Origin of the sequence: Micromonospora sp. DT15 (assembly GCF_049841475.1) — a bacterium.
GTDB lineage: Bacteria > Actinomycetota > Actinomycetes > Mycobacteriales > Micromonosporaceae > Micromonospora.
In genome coordinates this window covers 28,771-44,861 of sequence record NZ_JBNCKJ010000018.1, presented here as the reverse complement: position 1 = coordinate 44,861, position 16,091 = coordinate 28,771, and the positions used below count along the sequence as shown (strand labels likewise).

The following is a 16,091-nucleotide window of genomic DNA, read 5'->3' as shown; positions in this document are numbered from 1 at the left end:
CTCCGTGGCGGCAATTCTCTCCGCGTCGACGGCACCCCGCGCTGTTTCCGGAAATCACGCAACGAAGGTGGGAAGGTTCCGGCACGGCACGCGGTCCGGGCCCTTCGGTCGCGCTTCCCTTTCGTGATCCTCGGGGCATCGAAGTGTGATGCCGCCGTGGAATGCTGCCGACATGCGCGGAAGACGACGTCCATGGATTCTGCTCCCGCTCCCCCTCATTGTCCTGACCGCCTGCTCGCCTGCGGAGCAGCCGATTGTCGCTCTCGCCGTCCAGGACGGCCGGCCGACCGGCGTACTGGTCACCTGCGACGACCGTGACGCCAATATCCGTGTGTTCGAGAACGACCATCAGGGCGAACCGGGCAAAAGTTCCCTGATCAGGTGGCGCATCGGCGGCCCGCCCGCGAGCGAGGTCGTCGAGGTGGCGCTGTTGGGTCAGCCGCCGGAGGGCTGGGAGGTCGCCGACGCTGTCGACAGCCCTGCGACCGAGGCGGACATCGAGCTGCTCACCGAATTTCGGGCCGGGGTCACCTACACCCTCGACGGGTCAAGCCGCAGCGAGGCCCTCTCGGTGGACTTCACCCTCGCGGACCTGCCACGGATCGGCCCGGACCAGGTGTTGGCGCCGAACGGACACAACTCGAAGGTCATCTCACGGGAGACCTTCCTGCGCAAGGCACGGGACCGCTGCTGACCCGACACGGCCGACCACTCAAAGGAGCAGAGTGCCGCCGCTGCCGCCGATTACGGTTTTTGAAAAGAAATCAGGGAATTGAGATCGAGCCGACATCACGGCGACTCCACAAAGCTGACCAGGCAATCGCTGAGCGCTATTTAAGGGAGAATTAATCGTTTCAACTGGGAGCGGGCAGGGGGTCCACTCGTATTCTTCCCTCTCGGAAGAAAGGTGCGCCCCCGTTGATAAATCTCCGTTCCACCCCTCGACACCGTCGTTCCGTCACCGCCCTGCTGCTGGTGAGCCTGGCGCTGGCCGGCGGATGCAAGGAGGCGCCGGGAACCCCCGGCGCGTCCGGCCCGTCCAGCGACACCGGCATCGGCTCGTCCGGCCCGGACGCGCCGACGGCCACCGCCCCGGGCGACCCGTCGGCCACGCCGAGCGCCCCGGGCACCTCGGCCACCCCGTCCGCGCCGGGCAAGCCCGGAACGCCGGCGACCAGCGCCGCCCCGCCCACCGCATCCGGCGGCTGGATCACCATCGACGCTGGCGCGCAGGCCGCCGCGACGAAGGCGTTCTTCGCGCGCAAGCCCAAGCCGGTGACCGGCAACCCGGTCAAGGTGCCCGAATTCAACGTCGGCTGTACGACCAGCCACCACAACAGCGACGACCCGATCGTCCTGCCGAAGCTGGTGGGTGGCTCGCACAACCACACCTTCTGGGGCAACAAGTCGACCGACGCCAACTCGACAGCCGAATCGCTGCGGACGTCCAAGGCGACCACCTGCAACTCGCCGGACGACCAGTCCGCCTACTGGGTGCCGACGATGTACCAGAACGGCAAGGTCGTGGACCCGAAGGAGGTGACCGTCTACTACGGTTCCCGCCTGAAGGACCCGAGCAAGACCCAGCCCTTCCCGTTCGGCCTGCGAATGATCACCGGTAACGCCAAGACCCAGGTCGACACCCCTGACAAGCAGGGCAACCACTTCTGGTGCGCCGGCATCGGCGGCGAGATCGGCCGCAGCGCCGACAAGACGTTCCCGGTCTGCGCCAAGACCGCGAACATCGTCCGGCAGATCACCTTCCCGGACTGCTGGGACGGCAAGCACCTGGACAGCCCCGACCACAAGGCGCACATGGCCAACGGGGACCACACCGGGGCCTGCCCGAAGAGCCACCCGGTGCCCGTACCGTCGGTGTCCTTCGTGATCTCGTACCCGTTGAGCGCGAACACGGACGGCATCACCCTCGCGTCCGGCACGTCGTTCTCCATGCACGCGGACTTCTTCAACGCGTGGAAGGACGAGGCGCTCGCCGCTCGGGTGCGCAACTGCCTCGACCAGGGCGTCAAGTGCAACTCGGCCGGTAACTTCTAGAGCAGACAGTCGTTCTGAACTGGCCCACGGATCGTCGCGGGCCAGCTCAGATCGAGACGTAGCGAGGTCTCCGGTGGACGGCTCAGCCACGGAGCGGAATTGAAGACCGGAGACCTCGCGTAGTCGGAGGCCTGGCATCAGACGAGGCGCTGGATCCGCACCTTCGGGTGCACGTTCCTGAGGTGGCCGTGCTTGTGTTGGCGGACCTGTTCGTTCCAGACTTCCTGGTCGTAGTCCGGGTCCGGCGGGATCCACTTGTGCGAGCCGTCGCTGTAGTGGAACTTCTCGTCGCCGGGCCGCAGGATGCTCATCGGAGCCAGCCAAGGAAGCGTTTGTGCAGCGTCCCCGCCGGCACCCAGGTCAGGTCCTCCGAGGCCCGCACCAGCTGGGCACCTAGGTAGAGGGCCAGGGAGATCGGAGCGTCATCGAACTCGGCGCGTAGCTCGCGCTGCCGCGTGCGGCAGGGCCAGGGCGCTTCGCAGCCGCCGCAGCTCCAGATCGGCAGCACCGGGCCGTGCGTGGTCATGCGCGGCCTCCAAGCAGCGCCGCCGTCAGGGACCGCGCATGCCGGCTGGTCGCCCAGGCCACCTGCCAGCACAGGTACGGCGTGAGCCGCGACCATGACGCCCAACAACCGTTGTACGAACCACTTTTGCCCGGCACATGCGCAACCAAGATCCGCTGCTCCACTTCGCTGCTCACTGCTCCTCCTCCGCGGGCCAGTGCCCCCGGTTAATCGGGATGCGGTGTCGGCTGCGACAGGGCAGCTCGGCCCCACAGCGGCAGATCCACCTCCACTTCGGCCACGACCACGCCGGGCGGTGTCGCCGTGCCAGGGTCATCGCGACGGCGATCAAGTACTGGTCGTAGGTCACTCGTCGCCACGGTGGTGTCCTGGCCCGCATCACTGGCTCCCTTCACCGGGCAGCACTTCACGGCCGACCCCGAAACGACGGGACCGGATCTGGAACGTTCGGTAACTGCGACGCTACGATCACGACGACGATGGTTGGACTCACCCGCAGTACGCGTGAGCAGGCCAGATGGCCTGCCGCAGCTTTGTTTTCACGGCGGAACGTCGACCACGAGTCAACGTAGGGGTGACGGGATGACAGCTCGCGGACGATCAGCACCACATCGCGGCGCGGTGACCGGCTACCTGTTCAAGCTGATCCGGGAGTCCATCCCGCTCACGCAGGAGCAGCTCGCCGTCGACTTGGACGTCGATCGGGTGACCGTGCAGAGCTGGGAATCTGGGCGCCGGCCGTTCACCGCGGTACCGCTCGGGCAGGCGATCACCGTCCGACGCCGGCTCGGACGGCTCGGCGCAAACACCCTCCTACTCGCAGCACTTGACGATGCCGCCGAGGCGGATCTCATCCTCGCCGCCGTCCTCAACGAACATGTGGACCGCTGCGACCTCGCCGAACAGCCGCTGGGCTGGTCCGTCCTCACCCACCGCCTGACCGACTTGATCCTCTGGGCCACCCTCGGGCAGACCCCGACCTTCACCAGAGGGCTACCCATCACCCACCCCCGGCGGGGTCCAGTCGCGTCGGGGCCGAGCCTGCCCGCCGACGAGCAACGTGCGTTCTTCGCTCACCTTCACGTCCTCGCCGATCGCGCCGCAGCCGGACGGCACCAAAACATGCTGCTGCACCGGCAAGGCTGCTTCCTTGCCGGCATGGACCCAACCAAATCGGCAGCAGGTTGGCTCACTCAGACCACCGCCCGCGCACACCGCACGACCACCTTTCACACCTGGTCACCGCTGTGGCCCGACGCCCGCTCCGTCGTCACGTCCCTCGCCAACCAGGGCGACCCGGAACCGTTGCGGGACTTCATTGCTCGCGCACATCCCGATGACGCCTGCGAGCGTGCAGCCCTCAACTACTCGGCCTACTGGGTGGGCGAGATCCCGTACCGCCACCGCGACGACTCCTTCATGCCCGAAGCGCTCGCGGACTGGCACGGCTCAATCCTTCTTCGGCACCTGGTCCAGCGCCTCGATCCGGGGCACCCCTTCGTCGACCTCAACATCCACAACGTCTGGGCTCTGCTGGCCGCACGACGCGGCCTCGCGCCCGACAACCTCGCCGTGACTCGGGCGCTCCTCGACCGCAGCGTCCCGCTCCTGGACAGTGACCGGATCTCCGCGCAGTCACGGAAGGAACTAACCTCTATCGTCTACAGCCTGCGGGCGGACGGACTCACCGGCACAGGGACGGGCAGATGACCGACGACCACGACGCCGCCGGAGCGATGAACTTCATCTTCGAAGCTGGCGTCCTCAAACGCGCTGCCCGGACCGGCTGGTGGTTCGCCGGCGTCAAGCAACCCGAATCCATCGCCGAACACTCCTTCCGAACAGCGCTCATCGGAATGATGCTCGCCGCCATGGAGGGCGCCGACCCAGCCAGGGTGTCGATGCTCTGCACCCTGCACGACACCCAGGAAACCCGGATCACCGACATCCCGCACATCGCCAAGCGCTACCTCACCGCCGTACCCAACACCGCCGTCACCGCCGACCAGGTCGCCACCTGCCCACCGGCCGTCGCCGACGTCATCACCGCCGCCGTCGCCGAATACGAAGCTGGCGAGACGCTGGAAGCCGTCGTCGCCCGCGACGCTGACAAGCTGGAATGCCTCGTCCAAGCCGTCGAATACCGCCACCAGGGCATCGACAACGTGCAGCGCTGGATCGACAGCTCACGAGCCGCCCTGAAAACCGCCAGCGCACACCGCCTCGCCGACGCCGCCCTCACCGGACAACCCCTCGCCTGGCTCACACCCCCACCGCAGCAGTAAGCGCTCAACCCTTGGCGTTGAACTGTCGCCGGGCTTCTAGCCTGTCCGGCGAAGCCAGTCAACTTGGGCGCTGAGCTGCGCGAACGTCAGGCGTTGATGGCCTTCGTTGGGCACGGTTGGTCCGCCTTTGACGGCCTGGCGACGGCGTGGACCTGGTTCTCTCTTCTCCCGGCTCGCTCCGACCCCTCGCTTGTAAGTTCTGGGTGCAGCGCCTCGGCTACTCGACTCGCCTCCTTCTGCTGGTTTCTCACTGCTCGCCTTCCTACGACAAGTCGCCACCACCGATCGGAATCTAGTGCCGGCGACCCGGTCGGATCGGGCTTACTGCGAGGTCAGACAGCTTCCCGGCGCGTCTCTCGGCTCGACTCGGTTGGCACCGTTGCTGCGCTTCGCTGCTGTACTTCTGACCCCCTGGAGGGCATCCGTGTTCACACCAAGCCGAGGCCAATGGCGAAGTCGGTGATCGTCGTAGGGGCGTCCGGCCGTTGGGCGACCTCGGTAACGACGCGCCGCGCCGCCGGTCGGTGCCGTATCTCCGAGGGTGCGATGTTGTCGACCAGCAGCAGGCTCCGCCCATCGTGGTCATGAGACGTGCTCCGCGGCCGTGCTGCGGGGCGTCCCCGCTGCGGGCGACGTCGTGTGCCGCTGTCCGACGAGGGTGATCAGCACGGCGGTGGCCGCCAGCAGCAGCGCCACTCCGATCGGCAGGAACCGGGCAGCGGCACCGGCGACGGCCGCGGCCGCCAGGGCGACCGGCACCAGGCGATGTCGCAGACGATTCAGCTCCACAGCGTCCCGACACCACCTCGGCCAGCGTGGCTGCGGCTGGCCTCTACCGCGGTGGCGAGACGTACAGCCCGGTCCTGCACCCTGTCTCGCCGGGTTGCAGCCAGGTGGGGTCGTACCCGGGTGACTCGACTGCTCCGGAGGGGGTCCGGATCAGGAGGAGACATTCCCGCTCGGCGGGGACGCCCACCGCGGCGACGAGTACGCCCTTGTGGGTGGCCGTGTCGACGGTGATGTGTCTGGCGGGAAACGCCGCCCGCACCGCGCCAGCGAGGGCGCCAGGTGTGGCGGTGCGCAGCGCCACACTGAGCCGGTCGCGTGCGTCCGGGGGCAGCGCCGGGATCGGCCCTGCGCTGGGCACCGGCGGAGTGGCCACCGAAGGGCAGTCCATTTCCTGGTACGGCGTGTGGCGCTGGAGTTCGATCCGGTAGCGGTAGCACCGCGTGGCCTGGCCGGCGGAGTTGCCCAGGTCTCCGAAGGTGGCCCCGTAATCCTCCGCGACCGTGACCACGATCCGTACGTCGATGACGGCCTGCTCGTTGATGCCGGTGCGCCCCGACCATGCGAGTGGTTCCCGCCGGATGGTCGAATTGGTGCCCTCCACCGTCTCCGGGACGTGTGTCGCGGCGAGCCACTCGGCGTCCCGGACCCGGTCGCGGGTGAGATCGTCATCGAGGCGTTTCGCCTCTGCCGCCGCGAGGTCCCGCGCCATCGTGTCGCCGTCGCGCTGTTCCGCGCACCCGTTCAGCAGCAGACACAGCACCAGGGGCACCACGCTGATCCGGCGGCTCAGGGCCATGGCGTCGAGCATGCCATCCGAACGGTGGCCGGTCACCCCGAGAGGTGACCGGCCGCCGTCGTGTCGATCGGTCAGAGCCGGGCGGCGCCCGCCTCGGTGGCCTCCTGCACCGCCAAGGTACGGCGGACCTCGGCCCGTTGGTCGCCGGCGTTCTCCCGGTCCGGGTCGGCCACCCGGGCCGACCGGTTGGTGGTCGCGGCCGCCTGGTCACCGGTCACCCCGCCACGGATGCGGTTGTTGGCGGCGACCTGGGCGGCCGGGTCGTTGGACGTCACCGCCAACTGGCCGTTGATGATGTTGTCGTCCACCGTGACACCACCGGTGGTGCTGGTGATGCTGACGTCCCCGCCCCAATAGCCACCGGAGGCGCAACTGTCGAGCCCACCGTTCGGGCCGAGCTGCACACCGCCCAGGTTGCCGGCGAAGGTGGCCCGGCCCTGGACGGCGCTGCCACACACCACGCTGCCGGTGGCGCTGTTGAGCACCGACAGCGTGCCGTCGACGAACGAGTCATGCACGTCGGTGTAGTAGGTGCCGGTGCTGCTGAGGTTGCGCTGCACCTGGGTGCCCCGGTCGAGCCGGACCTCACCGGCACCGACAGCGACGTTCCCGGCGACAGTCGACGCCTCGGCGAACAGGAAGCTGTCGATCGTCGCGCTGCCCTTCGGCCGCACTGTCATGGTGCCGGTCCGGGCGTCGGAGAGGAAGATGCCGTACCCCCCGGCGGCCAGCACCACCTGGCCGTCGACTGTCGTCTCGGTCGCGTCGAGGTACCCGTCGGCGGCGACGCGTACCTCACCGCTGATCCGGCCGCCGGTCACCACCAGGTTGCCGCCGGCCGCGACGGTGACGTTGCCGGTGATCGTGGTGCCGGTGAGCGCGCAGGACTCGCCGGCGGGCACGAGCAGGTCGTTGGGCACAGTCACCGCGCCGCCGGTGCCGATGCAGTGGGTGACCAGGTCGGCGTGTGCGGTGGGCGCCACGGCCAGCACCGAGGCCGCGATGACGGCGCTCACGGTGGCGAGCTTGGCGACGGTACGTCCGGGCATCGTGGTACTCCCTGTCGGTGAGGTTCGAGGACTCATGCGCCGACGTCCGATCGGGCCGCGGCCCGGACGATGGCGCCCTGCTGCCGCCGGTCGAGCGTGCCGCCCGTCACGAGTGCGGCGGTGACCGCTTCGACGTGTCGGACGAATTCGGCGTGGCCGGGGTAGTCGGCGTGTTCGTCGATCAGATCGTTGATGGTGCAGCCGTCACCGGTGTCCACGTTGGGCACGCCGGTGTCGCCACCGTCGATGACCACTGTGGCCCGGGTGTCCGAGTCGGGGCAGCGGTCGGTGCTGTCGGCCACCACTGTGAACGACGTCGACTGCTCGGTGGAGGAGTTCCCCGCCGTGTCGGTCGCCCGGTACCGGACTGTGTGCGCGCCGGGTGCGCGGACGGCGACCGGAGCGGCGTACGCCGTCCAGCCTCCGGTGTCGAGCGCGTACTCGATCTTCGCCACGCCCGACTCGGTGTCGCTGGCCGTGACGGTGACGGTCGCCCCGCCCACGTACCCGCCGTCGTCGTTCTGGTCACCGGCCACGGTGGCGGCGACGGTGGGAGGGGTCGTGTCCTCGGCCTGCGGCTCGACGACGGTGAAGTGGGACATCTGCTCCGCCGAGGTGTTCCCGGCGACGTCGGTGGCCCGGTAGTGCAGCATGTGCATCCCGGCCGTGTTCACCACGATCGGGTTCGCGTACGCGGTAAAGGCCGCCCCGTCCAGGGCGTACTCGATGGTGGCGACACCGGATCCGGTGTCGGTGGCGGTCAGCGTGGCGGTGGCCGTACCGATGTAGTTGCCGTCGCCGTCGCGGTCGCCGGCCAGCGCGGCCGTGACCACCGGCGCTGTGGTGTCCTCCTCCCCCGGCTCGACGATCCGGAACGCCACCGAGCCGACGGCGCTGGTGTTGCCGGCCTGGTCGGTGGCGCGGAACTGCACCGCGTGGTCGCCGATCGCGGTCACCCGCACCGGCTCGGTGTACGGCAGGAAGCTGGTGTCGTCGACCTGGTACTCGACGGTCTGGACCCCCGAGTCGGCGTCGGTGGCGGTCACTGTCACAGTGGCCGCGCCGAGGTAGTTGCCGTCCTGGTCCTGGTCGCCGGAGACCGCGGCGGTCACTGTCGGCGCGGTGGTGTCGCCACCGCCACCGCCGTCGGTGACCACCAGTTCACCGACCATGGAGCTGTGGCCGGGGATCGAGCAGAAGTACCGGTACCGGCCGGGGGTCAGCGTCACTGTCGCCTGGTGGCGGCCGTCGTTGGCGTCGAACGGGCTGGCCAGGATGTTGACTGTGACGTCGTGGTTGTAGCCCTCGGTGCTGGTGTCGAAGGTCAGGGTGTGCGGCATCCCGGTGGTGTTGCCGGTGGCCGCGCTGTTCTCCCAGATGATCGTGGTCGCTCCGGCCACCGCCGTGGTGGGCGCGGACTTGTATCGGGTGATGCTGTCGTCGGCGGTCCAGGTCAACACCTGGTCGGCGGCGACGCGCGGGGCGGCGGAGGCGGGCGTCACTGCCAACGGGATCACCGTGAGCAGGAACGCCGCCAGCGCGGCCGTCAGTCGTCGGGTCATCGTCACTCCTAGAGTTCTCGCGCACGGATGTTGCGGAACTCGGTCAGGTCGTTGTCACCGTGGTTCTGAAGGCCGATGAAGCCGCGCAGGAACTGCCGCAGGTCGGTCGGCGGGTCTCCGGCTCGCGACGACTGCTTGCCCGGCGTGTTGTCGAATTCGTTGATCACCACGCCGTTGCGGATCATCGTGTAGTGCTGCCCGACGGCGCGGATCTCGTAGTCGTTCCACTCGTTCTTCGGCGTGACGCCGGCCTGGGCCAGCGGCACCGGGTCGAAGTTGTAGACCGAGCCGGTCTTCTGCGGCTCACCGGTGTCACCGTCGTAGATCTGGATCTCGTGTCCGCAGTAGATCGCCATCCAGGCCGGCGAGGTCCGCGCCGATCCAACAGTGCCGCAGCTGTCCGGTGGCCGCTGGTCCAGGGGCGTTCGCAGGTCCGGGAACCGGATGAAGACTCCGGTGTTGGCCCGGCCGGTGCCTGGGGCGATGTCCCGGAACTGCAACTTCAGCGAGAAGTCGCCCAGCTCCTTGGTGTGCCAGAGCATGCCCAGGCCACCGCTGGAGCGCAGCGACCCGTCCGGCTGGATGTCGAACTGGCCCGACGGCGCCTGCTGCCAACCGCGCAGCGACTCGGTGGTGCCGTCGAAGAGCGGCTCGTACCCGGTGTGCCCCTCCCGGCCGATCTCCGACGCGGCGGCCAGGCGGGTGAGGGTGCCCGCTTCACGGGTGCTGAGCAGGTCGTCGTCCTGCAACGCGCGGGCGACCGCTGTGACGTGCCGGACGAAACCGTTGTGGTCGGTCCAGGTGCTCTCGTCGTCGATCAGGTCGTTGGCCGTGCAGCCCTGCCCGACAGTGCGACTGGGCACCCCGGTGTCGGTGTCGCCGAGCCATACCGTCGACCGGTCGTCGGGCACCGCGCAGCCCACCGTCACAGTGGTCTGCACCGTCGCCGTCTGACCGTCGGCGTACGTGACGGTCAGCTTCGCGGTGTAGGTGCCGACAGTGGCGTACGTGTGCCGAGGATCCGCCTCGGTCGACGTGGTGCCGTCGCCGAACTCCCAGCGGTGGCTGACGCCGCCGGAGCGGGAACCGGTGAAGGCGATGGTCAGCGGCTTGTTCTGCACGGCGACCGAGGTCGCCGCCGGTGCCGGGGTGGGCGCCCCGCCGGTGTAGGTGACCCGGATCAGCTTCTGGTTCGCGTGCAGGCTGAAGAAGCCGCCGCCGTAGTCGAGGAGGTAGAGCGCGCCGTCCGGGCCGAACTTCGCGTCCATCCAGCTCTGCAACCGGGTGTCGCCGTTGCCACCGGGGATGATGGCCCGCAGCGACTCGGCGTACACCGGTGGGGCGGCCTGCGGCACGCCGGCCGGGTCGACGGTGACCGCGACCCGGTTGGCGGCGTTCGACTGGTCGCCGATGAACCACTTGCCGTCCCAGTGCTCCGGCCACGCCACGCCGCTGGCGGTGTCGACGAGGCTGCGGTGGTAGGTCGGGCCGGACATGATGGCCTGCCCGCCGCCGCGCAGGTACGGCTGTGTGTAGGTGGCGTCGGCGGCCACGTAGGTCGGCAGGTTGCTGCCGTCGGTCCGCTTCGGGAACACCGGGCCGCCACCGTCGGGCGAATACCAGATCATGTTGTCCCGGGCCGCCGGGATGTCCTCCAGTCCGGTGTTGCGCGGCGAGGTGTTCTTCAGGTTGTCGCAGTCGTACCAGCCGGTCAGCACTGTCGCGTCGGTGTTGCTGCGGTCGCGGTACGGCTGCCGGTTGCCCATGCAGTAGGGCCAGCCCTGGTTACCGGCGGAGGTGATGATGGTGGCCGTCTCGTACTTCGCCGGGCCCAGGGTCGGGCTGGGCGACGAGGCGTCCGGGCCGACCCAGCCGGCGGTCAGCCACTGGTGCACCGGGTCGATCTGGAGGCGGGCGATGTTGCGTACGCCCATCACGTAGATCTCCGGCCGGGTCTTCTCGGTGCCCGGTGGGAACAGGTTGCCCTCCGGGATGGTGTACGTGCCGTCCGGCTCCGGGTGAATCCGGATGATCTTGCCGGCGAGGTCGTTGGTGTTACCCGACGTGCGACGGGCGTCCTGGAACGAGATGCCCTGGTACTCCTCGGTCCAGTTGTTGCCGGCGTAACCCTGCGACCCCTCCGAGGAGTTGTTGTCGCCGGAGCCGACGTAGAGGTTGCCCTTGGCGTCGAACGCCATGCCGCCGCCGGCGTGGCAGCAGCTGTGGATCTGCACCGGGAACTGCAACAGGTCCTTGCGGGTGGCCTGGTCGACGGTCTGCGCCTGCCGGTCGTAGGTGAACCGCGAGACGGTCCGCTGACCGACCCGCTTCACCCGGTCGACCGAGTCGTGCGGCATCCAGTAGACGTAGAGCCAGCCGTTCTCGGCGAACGCGGGGTCGGGCACGATGCCGAGCAGACCCTCCTCGTTCTTGACCAACTCCGAGCCGCTGCCCCGGTTGCCCATCACCTCCAGGGTGGTGAGCAGCTTGACCTGCTTGGTTCGCGGGTCCCAGGAGTGGATGGTGCCGCAGCCCAGGCCGACCTTCGGGTTGTTCCAGTCCGCGATGGGGCCGCTCGGGCAGGCCGCCTTGCCGACGTAGAAGACGGTGCCGTCCGGCGCGATGGTGAGCCCGTGCGGCTCGCCGATCTGGTCCAGCTGCCCGGTCTGGTTGGCGGCGGTGAGTCGCTCCACCTTGTAGTTCGCGGCGATGGTGGCCTGGCAGTCGCCGCGCACCCGACCGGTGGTCCAGTTGAGTGCACCGGTGAGGTGCGTGCGGAACGCCTCCTCGCCGTAGCTGCCCTCGGTGTGGCCCATCCCGGTGTAGAACGACCGGCCGCCGTCGTAGTCCCGGCACCAGGACACCGGGTGGAAGGCGCCGTTGGCGGCCGCCCCCGGGTTGTAGTGCCGCTCCTCGACCTGGGCGAGGGTGTGCACCGTGCCGATCGGGTTCGGGTCCCAGTTCTCCCAGCGGTCCGACCGGGTGATGGTGAGCGGCAGCGACGCGGTGGCCGGGTGCTTGCGGTCCAGGATGTTCACCACCGCGCGGTTCACCGCGGGTGGCTCCGGAGCGGTGGTGCTGCCGGTGAACAGGCGCAGGTCGGCGAGCTGGACCAGCGGTTCACCGCTGTTCGCGGTGACGTTGAGCCGGTAGCGCGTGAACTCCTGCGGCGTGGCGATGTCGAACCGGCGGGTCTGGAAGCGGTCCGGGAAGGTCTGCCCGGTGCGGCGGTCCAGGTCGGTCCAGCTCTGACCGTCGGTGGAGCCCTGAAGGGTCCAGTCCTTCGGGTCCCGGCCGGCGGAGTCGTTTGCCGACGTGAGCGCGTACCCGGTGATCTTCTTCGGTGCGCTCAACTCGTACGCCACCCAGGCGGTCGGGGTGCGGACCAGCCACTTCGTGTTGGCGTCGCCGTCGGTCAGCTTCTCCTTGGTCTCGTTGGGCGGGTTCTCACCGCTGGCGGTCACCCGGGTCACCGGCTCGGCGACCGGGATGGCGCCGGCCGGGCGGGTGCCGATCAGCCCGGTGAACCAGGTGGAGTCGACCTGGGCGCGGGCGGCGTCGGCGATGCCGACGAAACCGCCGCCGGCCTTGACGTAGCTCTGGAGCGCCGACTCCTGGTCGCGGTTCAGCGCGGCGCCCGTCGCGGAGAGGAAGACCACGCTGCGGTACGCGGACAGCCCGGCCGCGGTGAAGGCACCCGGGTCCGTGGTGGCCGTGACATCGATGTCATGACCGGCACCAAGCTGTTTGATGGTGTCCACAGCGCGCGACACCGGGTCCTGTTGCTCGGCCACTGGGCCGTGGAACACCAGGACAGCGGTCTTTTGCGGCGACGCAGCCTGCGGGGCGGCCGCCGTTCGTGGTGCGGCCGCGGCCGCCGTCGTCGTCGCCGGGAGCAGTGTCGCCAAGGCCGCTACCGCGGCAAGGGTTCGTCGTAGTTCTCTCGTCATGCCCGTCCCCACTTTCGGTTCGGTCAGCTTCCGTGCGTGTGGGTGTGGCCCTGGAACCGGTGGATCGCCTCCTCGGCGCCCGGCGGCATGCTGCCGTCGGCGTTGCGCACCAGGAAGATCCCGGCCATGCCGCCGTCGGAGTGCGTCTGCACGTGGCAGTGGTACATCCACGCGCCGGGTCCGACGCCCTCCCCGGCCAGCACCTGGAAACCGAAGGAGCTGCCGGGGTTGAGGTCCTTGTTGTCGACCACCAGGCTCGGGTCGCTCGGCCCCTCCAACATCCCGGTGCGGTTGTCCGCCCAGCGGTGCGCGTGCAGGTGGAAGGTGTGGAACAGGTTGCCGTGGCCGATGGCGATCCACTCGACGCGCTCACCCAGGTTCGCCTCGAACATCGGCGTCGCCGGAGCCATCTTGTTGTTGATCATCATGTCGTGGAACACCGCAGTGAACTGCTTCGACGGCAGGATGTCGCCACGCCGCCGGACGATCAGCGCGCCGTACAGTCCCTTCGCGACCCCGCCGGTGCCGTGGTCGGTGCCCATCGCGTGATCGTGGTAGTGCCAGTAGCCGGCGCTGCCCGGCATGTACCGCCGACCCGCCGCGGCCACCATCTCGTGCGAGCGCCAGACGTACGTCCGCGTCTCACCCGGGTTGTTGAACGAGGCGTTGAACGGGCTGCCGTCGGACTCGGTGCTGTAGTCCACTCCGTGCGGATGGATGGACAGCCGCTGGTTGGTGGTGTTGACCAGGGTGATCTCCAGCGTGTCACCCTCGTACATCTCCAGGATCGGACCCGGAACGGTGGCCTGACCAGGCGCCAGGCCGTACCCGAACAGGTTGCCGGGCAACTGCTCGGCGTAGATGGTGATCTTCTTGGTGACACCGGCGGCGGCCCGGGCGGGGCTGCCGCCGAACGCGGTGCCGATCGTTGGGGCGGACGCGCCCAACGCCCCGGCGGCGAGCGCGCCGGTGGCGATCAGCGATCTGCGGGACAGGTGGCGGTGAGGGCCACCAACGTGATCGTCCATGGGTCTCCGTTCCCGACCGGGCGAAGACGCGACGAGGGCAGGGTGCATCGACCGCCGAGCACGGGGGCGGTGGCACGACTGAGGTGAGGCTCGTCGCGGACTTTGCTCGGAAGACTCAGAACTTTCGATGGATGACAGCAACTTATGTAATCCATCGACGAAAGTACAGGTCTGATTGCAAAAAGATTACCTTGACATCACGACGTCCGTCGATTGACATGAAGCTGACACGCAAGCAGACGCCGGGCTGCCGTCAATGCGGCAGCCCGGCGGGCAGACGTACGGAAGCTGTGGTCAGAGATCGTCGCGTTGGTCAGCCGGCCGGCGGTGGGCCCGACTGGTCGGGCGCGCCGAGCTGCGCCACGTGGGTCGGGTCGAGCACCCGGGAGAGGAACGCGCGGGTCCGTTCGTGCTTCGGCGCGCCCAGCACCTCCTGCGGCGGCCCCTGCTCGACCACCACGCCACCGTCCATGAAGACGACCCGGTCGGCGACGTCGCGGGCGAACGCCATCTCGTGGGTGACCACCATCATCGTCATACCGTCCTCGGCCAGCTTGCGCATGACGGTGAGCACGTCGCCGACGAGTTCCGGGTCGAGCGCGGAGGTCGGCTCGTCGAAGAGCATCAGCTTCGGCTCCATCGACAGCGACCGGGCGATCGCCGCCCGCTGCTGCTGCCCACCGGAGAGCTGCGCCGGGAAGGCGTCGGCCTTGTCGGTCAGCCCGACGCGCTCCAGGTTGGCCCGTGCGATCCGCTCGGCCTCGGCCCGACCTCGCCGGAGCACCCGGCGCTGGGCGATGGTGAGGTTGTTCAGGACGGTCAGGTGCGGAAACAGGTTGAACGACTGGAACACCATGCCGATGCCGCGGCGGACCGCGTCGATCTCGACGTCCGGGTCGGTCATCTCGACCCCGTTCACCCAGATCTTGCCGGCGGTCGGCTCCTCCAGCAGATCGACGCAGCGCAGCAGGGTCGACTTGCCGGAACCGGACGGACCGATGACGCAGACCACCTCGCCCTGGCCGACCTCGAAGTCGATGCCCTTGAGCACCTTGAGCGGCCCGAAGGACTTGTGCAGGTCGCGGATCTCCACGGCGGGGCGGGATGGGGTGGTCGTCATCGGGGTCACCGAGCCTTGGCGTAGCGGAGTTCGAGGCGTCGTACCACCTGCGACAGCGGCAGGGTGATCACCAGGTAGGCGAGGCCGGCCACCAGCAGCGGCGTCGCGTTAACCCGGTCGTTGAGCATGTCCCGACCGAACTTGGTGATCTCGATCGTCTGCGCCGTCACCCCGAGCACGTACGCCAGCGACGAGTCCTTGGTGAGCAGGATGAGCTCGTTCGTCAGCGGCGGGATCACGATCCGGAACGCCTGCGGGATGACGATCGTGCGCATGGCGGTGAATTGCGACATGCCGAGGGTCCGCGCCGCCTCCATCTGCCCCTTCGGCACGGCCTGGATGCCGGCCCGGATCGTCTCCGCCATGTACGCCGCGGCGGTCAACCCGAGGCCGATCGCTATCGAACCGAACACCCCGCCCGGAATCTCGCGCTCCGGGAAGGCGATCGGGATGCCGTACCCGACGAGGAAGAGCACCAGCAGCGCGGGCAGACCCCGGAACAGCTCGATGTACGCCGTCGCCGCCCAGCGGTACGGCGCCACCCGGGACAGGCGCATCAGCGCCAGGATCGTCCCGAACACGAGGCCGAAGGCGAACGCGCCCAGCGTGTAGAGGATGGTGTTGCGCAGAGCGACGGTGATGATCGTCGGGAACATCGACTTGATGATGTCGACGCGGAAGAACGCGTCGGCCAACCTGTCCCAGTCCGCGGCGACGAGCACCGTGGCGATGATGGCGATGAAGACCAGGTACTGGAGCCCGAGGGACAGCCGCTCCCGCTGGCGGCGTCGCAGCTTCACGTTCGCTCGTTGCCTTCCCGGAGGTTACCGACGTCGGAGGGCGCGCGGGACGCGCGCCCGCCGGTACAGCGTGGCGCTCAGGCGCGCGGCGGGTTGCCGATCCACGTATCGTAGTACGGGTTTTAAGTGCC

General features: G+C 68.8%; 13 protein-coding genes and 1 pseudogene. 4 read left to right on the top strand and 10 right to left on the bottom strand.

Annotated elements, in window-relative coordinates; genetic code table 11:
- Positions 1–172: 172 nt before the first annotated feature.
- Both ACLQ3F_RS30240 and ACLQ3F_RS30235 read left to right on the top strand, forming a co-directional pair.
- Positions 173–694, top strand: a complete 522-nt coding sequence (locus ACLQ3F_RS30240) for a hypothetical protein (protein ID WP_425852997.1) — start codon at positions 173–175, stop codon at positions 692–694.
- Between the two features lie 224 nt (positions 695–918).
- Positions 919–2,055: a DUF1996 domain-containing protein gene (locus ACLQ3F_RS30235; protein WP_425852995.1), complete on the top strand. Its 1,137-nt coding sequence runs from the start codon at positions 919–921 to the stop codon at positions 2,053–2,055.
- A gap of 137 nt (positions 2,056–2,192) precedes the next feature.
- Here ACLQ3F_RS30235 and ACLQ3F_RS30230 read toward each other — a convergent pair whose 3' ends face one another.
- Together ACLQ3F_RS30230 and ACLQ3F_RS30225 are read right to left on the bottom strand one after the other, a co-directional pair.
- On the bottom strand, positions 2,193–2,366 hold the full coding sequence (locus ACLQ3F_RS30230) for a hypothetical protein (protein WP_425852994.1): 174 nt from the start codon (positions 2,364–2,366) through the stop codon (positions 2,193–2,195).
- Positions 2,363–2,581 (bottom strand): hypothetical protein, encoded by a 219-nt coding sequence (locus tag ACLQ3F_RS30225; protein WP_425852992.1) that lies wholly within the window; start codon positions 2,579–2,581, stop codon positions 2,363–2,365. The genes ACLQ3F_RS30230 and ACLQ3F_RS30225 overlap by 4 nt, the downstream gene beginning before the upstream one ends.
- 582 nt (positions 2,582–3,163) lie before the next feature.
- On the opposite strand from ACLQ3F_RS30225, the gene ACLQ3F_RS30220 reads away from it, so the two are divergent.
- Positions 3,164–4,291: a helix-turn-helix domain-containing protein gene (locus tag ACLQ3F_RS30220; protein ID WP_425853090.1), complete on the top strand. Its 1,128-nt coding sequence runs from the start codon at positions 3,164–3,166 to the stop codon at positions 4,289–4,291.
- Complete coding sequence (locus tag ACLQ3F_RS30215; protein ID WP_425852990.1) at positions 4,288–4,866, top strand: HD domain-containing protein; 579 nt, start codon at positions 4,288–4,290, stop codon at positions 4,864–4,866. The genes ACLQ3F_RS30220 and ACLQ3F_RS30215 overlap by 4 nt, the downstream gene beginning before the upstream one ends.
- Positions 4,867–5,448: 582 nt before the next feature.
- On the opposite strand, the gene ACLQ3F_RS30210 is transcribed toward ACLQ3F_RS30215, so the two are convergent.
- The 8 genes and pseudogenes from ACLQ3F_RS30210 to ACLQ3F_RS30175 form a co-directional block, all read right to left on the bottom strand.
- A complete protein-coding gene (locus ACLQ3F_RS30210) occupies positions 5,449–5,655 on the bottom strand; it encodes a hypothetical protein (protein WP_425852988.1) in 207 nt (68 codons plus the stop codon).
- Between the two features lie 43 nt (positions 5,656–5,698).
- On the bottom strand, positions 5,699–6,463 hold the full coding sequence (locus ACLQ3F_RS30205; protein WP_425852985.1) for a hypothetical protein: 765 nt from the start codon (positions 6,461–6,463) through the stop codon (positions 5,699–5,701).
- A 59-nt stretch (positions 6,464–6,522) separates the two neighbouring features.
- Complete coding sequence (locus tag ACLQ3F_RS30200; protein ID WP_425852983.1) at positions 6,523–7,500, bottom strand: hypothetical protein; 978 nt, start codon at positions 7,498–7,500, stop codon at positions 6,523–6,525.
- A gap of 239 nt (positions 7,501–7,739) precedes the next feature.
- Positions 7,740–8,963 (bottom strand): annotated as a pseudogene (locus ACLQ3F_RS30195) (OmpL47-type beta-barrel domain-containing protein); the annotation flags it as partial.
- A 107-nt stretch (positions 8,964–9,070) separates the two neighbouring features.
- Positions 9,071–13,012, bottom strand: coding sequence for a ThuA domain-containing protein (locus tag ACLQ3F_RS30190; protein ID WP_425852981.1), 3,942 nt, complete (start codon positions 13,010–13,012; stop codon positions 9,071–9,073).
- Between the two features lie 23 nt (positions 13,013–13,035).
- Entirely contained in the window at positions 13,036–14,040 is a 1,005-nt protein-coding gene (locus tag ACLQ3F_RS30185; RefSeq protein WP_355008615.1) for a multicopper oxidase domain-containing protein, read from the bottom strand.
- A gap of 313 nt (positions 14,041–14,353) precedes the next feature.
- Entirely contained in the window at positions 14,354–15,160 is an 807-nt protein-coding gene (locus tag ACLQ3F_RS30180; protein ID WP_425852979.1) for an amino acid ABC transporter ATP-binding protein, read from the bottom strand.
- 5 nt (positions 15,161–15,165) lie between these two features.
- Positions 15,166–15,960 (bottom strand): amino acid ABC transporter permease, encoded by a 795-nt coding sequence (locus ACLQ3F_RS30175; protein WP_425852977.1) that lies wholly within the window; start codon positions 15,958–15,960, stop codon positions 15,166–15,168.
- Positions 15,961–16,091 lie beyond the last annotated feature (131 nt).

Excerpts from the sequence above, each read along its gene's own strand:
- ACLQ3F_RS30240 (WP_425852997.1), top strand. The coding sequence starts at position 173 with ATGCGCGGAAGACGACGTCCATGGATTCTGCTCCCGCTCCCCCTCATT.
- ACLQ3F_RS30230 (WP_425852994.1), bottom strand. The coding sequence starts at position 2,366 with ATGAGCATCCTGCGGCCCGGCGACGAGAAGTTCCACTACAGCGACGGC.
- ACLQ3F_RS30225 (WP_425852992.1), bottom strand. The coding sequence starts at position 2,581 with ATGACCACGCACGGCCCGGTGCTGCCGATCTGGAGCTGCGGCGGCTGC.
- ACLQ3F_RS30220 (WP_425853090.1), top strand. The coding sequence starts at position 3,164 with ATGACAGCTCGCGGACGATCAGCACCACATCGCGGCGCGGTGACCGGC.
- ACLQ3F_RS30215 (WP_425852990.1), top strand. The coding sequence starts at position 4,288 with ATGACCGACGACCACGACGCCGCCGGAGCGATGAACTTCATCTTCGAA.
- ACLQ3F_RS30205 (WP_425852985.1), bottom strand. The coding sequence starts at position 6,463 with ATGCTCGACGCCATGGCCCTGAGCCGCCGGATCAGCGTGGTGCCCCTG.
- ACLQ3F_RS30200 (WP_425852983.1), bottom strand. The coding sequence starts at position 7,500 with ATGCCCGGACGTACCGTCGCCAAGCTCGCCACCGTGAGCGCCGTCATC.
- ACLQ3F_RS30190 (WP_425852981.1), bottom strand. The coding sequence starts at position 13,012 with ATGACGAGAGAACTACGACGAACCCTTGCCGCGGTAGCGGCCTTGGCG.
- ACLQ3F_RS30185 (WP_355008615.1), bottom strand. The coding sequence starts at position 14,040 with ATGGACGATCACGTTGGTGGCCCTCACCGCCACCTGTCCCGCAGATCG.
- ACLQ3F_RS30180 (WP_425852979.1), bottom strand. The coding sequence starts at position 15,160 with ATGACGACCACCCCATCCCGCCCCGCCGTGGAGATCCGCGACCTGCAC.